3 protein-coding genes are annotated in these 3,849 nt (G+C 74.3%); 2 read left to right on the top strand and 1 reads right to left on the bottom strand.

Translation table 11 applies throughout. From position 1 onward, the window contains the following. The coding region (locus ACWEVN_RS46995) for a glycohydrolase toxin TNT-related protein (protein ID WP_452055595.1) at positions 1–2,418 on the bottom strand (2,418 nt) is incomplete at its 3' end. Positions 2,419–2,641: 223 nt separating this feature from the next. Here ACWEVN_RS46995 and ACWEVN_RS47000 point away from each other — a divergent pair. Both ACWEVN_RS47000 and ACWEVN_RS47005 read left to right on the top strand, forming a co-directional pair. Next, a complete protein-coding gene (locus tag ACWEVN_RS47000) occupies positions 2,642–3,499 on the top strand; it encodes a bifunctional methylenetetrahydrofolate dehydrogenase/methenyltetrahydrofolate cyclohydrolase (RefSeq protein ID WP_310967510.1) in 858 nt (285 codons plus the stop codon). Then, a complete protein-coding gene (locus ACWEVN_RS47005; RefSeq protein WP_449685106.1) occupies positions 3,496–3,810 on the top strand; it encodes a DUF3017 domain-containing protein in 315 nt (104 codons plus the stop codon). The genes ACWEVN_RS47000 and ACWEVN_RS47005 overlap by 4 nt, the downstream gene beginning before the upstream one ends. The last annotated feature ends 39 nt before the right edge of the window (positions 3,811–3,849 follow it).

Consider the following 3,849-nt stretch of genomic DNA (forward strand, 5'->3'; position numbering starts at 1 on the left):
CACCGGGGCCAGGACGGTCGGCGCCGACGGCGGTTCACGCCGGGGCGGCGCGGGCGGCGGGCCGGCCTGCTGCGCCACCGGCGGCGGCCCGGCCGGCACCGGCGCGGGCTGGCGCGGGGGAGCCGGCGGCTCGTCGTCCTCGAGGTCGCCGAAGAGCTCCTCGGCGCTGGTGAACGCCGTCTGCTCCTGCGGCGGCACCGGCTCGGGCTTGCGGACCGGGTACGAGCCGGTGGCGACCTCCGGCGACAGCGTCGCGACGACCCGCTGCGGCGCGGGCTCCGGTTCGGGCTCGGGTTCCGGCTCCGGCGCGGGCGGCTCCTCGGCGGGCACGTGGCCCTCCGGGTTGAGCAGCACCTTGCCGAGCAAGAACGCGGCCGCGTCCTCGGCGTCGCCGAACACCGCCGGGTTGCTGAGCTTGCCGTCGTACCAGCCGACGCGCCAGCCGTCCTCGACCTCTTCGACGCTCCACCCGTGCTCGGCCGGTGCGCCCAGTTTGTAGCCGCTTTCGGGGACGTCGAGCTCGTCGAGCTTGGTCTGCAGGCCGGCGAGCACCGGGTGGTCCGGCGTCTCGCGCCGCAGCGCCCGGCGGCCCGGACGCGGCGGTGCGGGCGGCTCGGCCTGGGCCTCGGGGGCCGGCGGCTCGGGCACCGGCAGCACGCCGGGCACCTCGGGCTGGGTGATCATGGTCGGCGGGCCCGGGTCGAACGCGGGTTGCTCCCGCCGCGGCGGCGGGAAGGCGGCCTCGTCTTCCGGCCGGGCCGGCGGCTGGAAGGTGTGCTCGTCTTCGTGATGCTGCGGCTGAGCGGGCTGGAACGAGTCGTCCGGCCGCGGCGGCTGGAAGGCCGCGTGCGCCGGGTCCTCGTCGTGGTGCGGCGGCTGCCCGGGCTGGAACGCGTCCTCTTCGCCGGGCTGGAACGCGTCGTCGTGGCCGGGGGCCTGGAACGCGTGCTCGTCGTCGTGCCGCGGCGGCTGGCCCGGCTGGAACGCGTCGTCCTGGCCGGGAGCCTGGAACGCGTGCTCGTCCTCGTGCCGCGGCGGCTGGAAGGCCGCGTGCGACGGCTCTTCGTTCTGGTGGGCCGGCTGGAAGGCGTGCGCCGGCTCGTCCGCCTGGCCGGTGTCGAAGGCGTGCCCGGCCTCGTCGGCCGGACCGGCGTCGAACGCCGCCTGCTCCGCCGGTTCCTCCTCGCCGTCGCGCGGTTCCTGCCCGATCGGCTGGTCGGGGACGTATTCCGCGGTCTCTTCGAGGTCGGGCACCCGGCCCGGCTCCGGCGACGAGCCGTTCGACCCCGCCGCGTGCTCGGGGTGGACGTACTCCTCGTCCTCGGCGAAGCGGTCTTCGAACTCCTGCTCGTCGTAGCCCTCTTCGGCGTACTCGTGCTCTTCGGCCGGCGCCTCCGGCTCGGCGGGGGCGTGCGCCTCCACCGGCGCGGGCGGCTCCTGGTGCTGCTGCAGCGGCGGAGCCACGGGCGGGGGCGCGACGGGCGGCGGCCCCGCGGGAGCCTGCTGCACGGGCGGCTGGGGCGGCGGGCCCTGCGGCGGGGGCCCCTGCGGCGGCGGCCCGGCCGGGCGCTGCTGCTGGGGCGGCGGCTGGTGACCCCGGGTCAGGTACGCGGCCGCGCCCTGCAGCGTCGGCTCGTCGACCGGCGGCAGCGTGAACCCGACCGAGCGGACGTGCTCGACGAGGTCCGGTTCGGGCGAAACGCCGTACTTGTGCAGGTAGAAGTTGACGGCGGCGGGCCAGATCCAGTGGCCGTCGCTGTGGAAGGCGACCGGGACGGTCGCTTCCGGCGTCGCGGCCAGGCGGTCGATGTCGTAGCCGCGCTCGGGCACCACCAGCGGGGCGCGCTCGAGGTACTCCAGCAGGCGGTCCTGCTCGTCGACCTCGAGGTCGGGCCGGTTGATCACCGGGCGGCCGGCCGGGCCGACGGTGTCGAAGATCCGGGCGATCCGGAAGTGCGGCCCCGGCTGCTCCGGGCCGAGCCCGGACATCCGCCGGATCAGCCATTCGGGGACGTTCTCCTCGGTGCGCGGGAACATCCGCAGCTCGTCGGAGTAGGCCTGCGGCGGCGGCGCGAGGTTCCACACGGGTTCGTCGCGGTTGTACTCGAGGTTGTAACTGGACGGGTGGTCCAGCTGGTAGCGCGCGTTGAACCACGTTCCACGGCCGTCGCGGTACATGCCGCCGCGGAGCCTGCCGAACAGGGTCGCGATGTCGTGGGTGGCGAGCCATTCGTGCACCGTGCCGTCCTCGGTCACGATCTCGCCGGTCAGCTCGTGGTACCTGCCGACGGCTCGGTACTCCGCGGTGACCTTGCGCCAGTCGCGCGGGGCGGCACGGAGCAGGGCAAGTCCGATCTGCTTGACCAGGGTGTCCTGCTCGGTCGCGTTCAGCTGCGTCGTCGGTTGTGCCACCCGCACATTTTGACTGCTCGCGCGCGCGAGTGCACCCCGCATGTGGGTTTTGCCGCCCGGTCACCCGGTGGCACCGGGCCTGACCTCGGGTGATGCGACGTGCGGTAGGTCACAGCTTGATCGCGGGCACCGTCGCGATTGGACCGTGTGGGGTAGCGATCAGTCTACGGGCTGCGACCAGCCGCGCCTGGAAGCGACGCGCGGGGGTCGCTTTGCCAGAATGGGGCGCGTGACGGCGAAGATTCTCGACGGCAAGGCCACCAAGAACGCCATTTTCGCGGAGCTCGAGCCCCGTGTCGCGGCCCTCGCCGCGAAGGGGGTGACGCCCGGTCTCGGCACCGTCCTGGTCGGCGACGACCCGGGGTCGCACTCGTACGTGCGGATGAAGCACGCCGACAGCGGCAAGATCGGGGTCAACTCGATCCGCCGCGACCTGCCGGCCGACATCACCCAGGAGAAGCTCGAAGCCGTCATCGACGAGCTCAACGCCGACCCGGCCTGCCACGGCTACATCGTGCAGCTGCCGTTGCCGAAGCACCTGGACGCGAACCGCGTGCTGGAGCGCATCGACCCGGAGAAGGACGCCGACGGCCTCGCGCCGGTCAGCCTCGGCCGGCTCGTGCTGGGTCAGCAGGGCGCGCTGCCGTGCACGCCGTACGGGATCATCGAGCTGCTCAAGCGCCACGGCGTCGAGCTGAACGGCGCGCGCGTCACCGTGGTCGGCCGCGGCATCACCGTCGGCCGCACGCTCGGCCTGCTGCTGACCCGCCGCAGCGAGAACGCCACCGTGACGCTGTGCCACACCGGCACCCGCGACCTCGCCGCCGAGGTCCGCCGCGCCGACGTCGTGGTGGCCGCGGCGGGCGTGCCGGGGATCATCACGCCGGACATGGTCGCGCCGGGCGCCGCGGTGCTCGACGTCGGCGTGTCCCATGTGGACGGCAAGCTCACCGGCGACGTCCACCCGGGAGTCGCCGAGGTCGCCGGCTGGATTTCGCCGAACCCGGGCGGGGTCGGCCCGATGACCCGGGCGATGCTGGTCAGCAACGTCGTCGAAGCGGCGGAACGCTCGGTCCAGGGCCGATGACGATGACCGAGGAGCGGCGGGAGGTGCCCGGTCACCGGCCCTCCCGCTTCACCCAGCTGCCGTTCGCGGCGGTGCTGCTGGTGGTGGCCGTCGCGGCGCTGCGGATCTTCCAGTACCACTGGCGGGAGGGCGCGGCGCTGATCGGCGCCGCGCTCCTCCTCGCCGCGGTGTTGCGGGCGGTCCTGCCGGCGGCCCGGGCGGGCCTGCTGGCCATCCGCGGCAAGCTCGTGGACGTGGTGACGTTCACGGCCCTGGCGGCGGCGGTGCTGTACGTCGCCCTGACGATCACCGGCGGCCCGCTCGGGTCGTGAGTGGTTTGGGGGGGGGGAAACCCCCAAGACCAACACACA

Source organism: Amycolatopsis sp. NPDC003861, from assembly GCF_053605405.1.

Coding starts and splice junctions, on each gene's coding strand:
- ACWEVN_RS47005 (WP_449685106.1), top strand. CDS start 3,496: ATGACGATGACCGAGGAGCGGCGGGAGGTGCCCGGTCACCGGCCCTCC.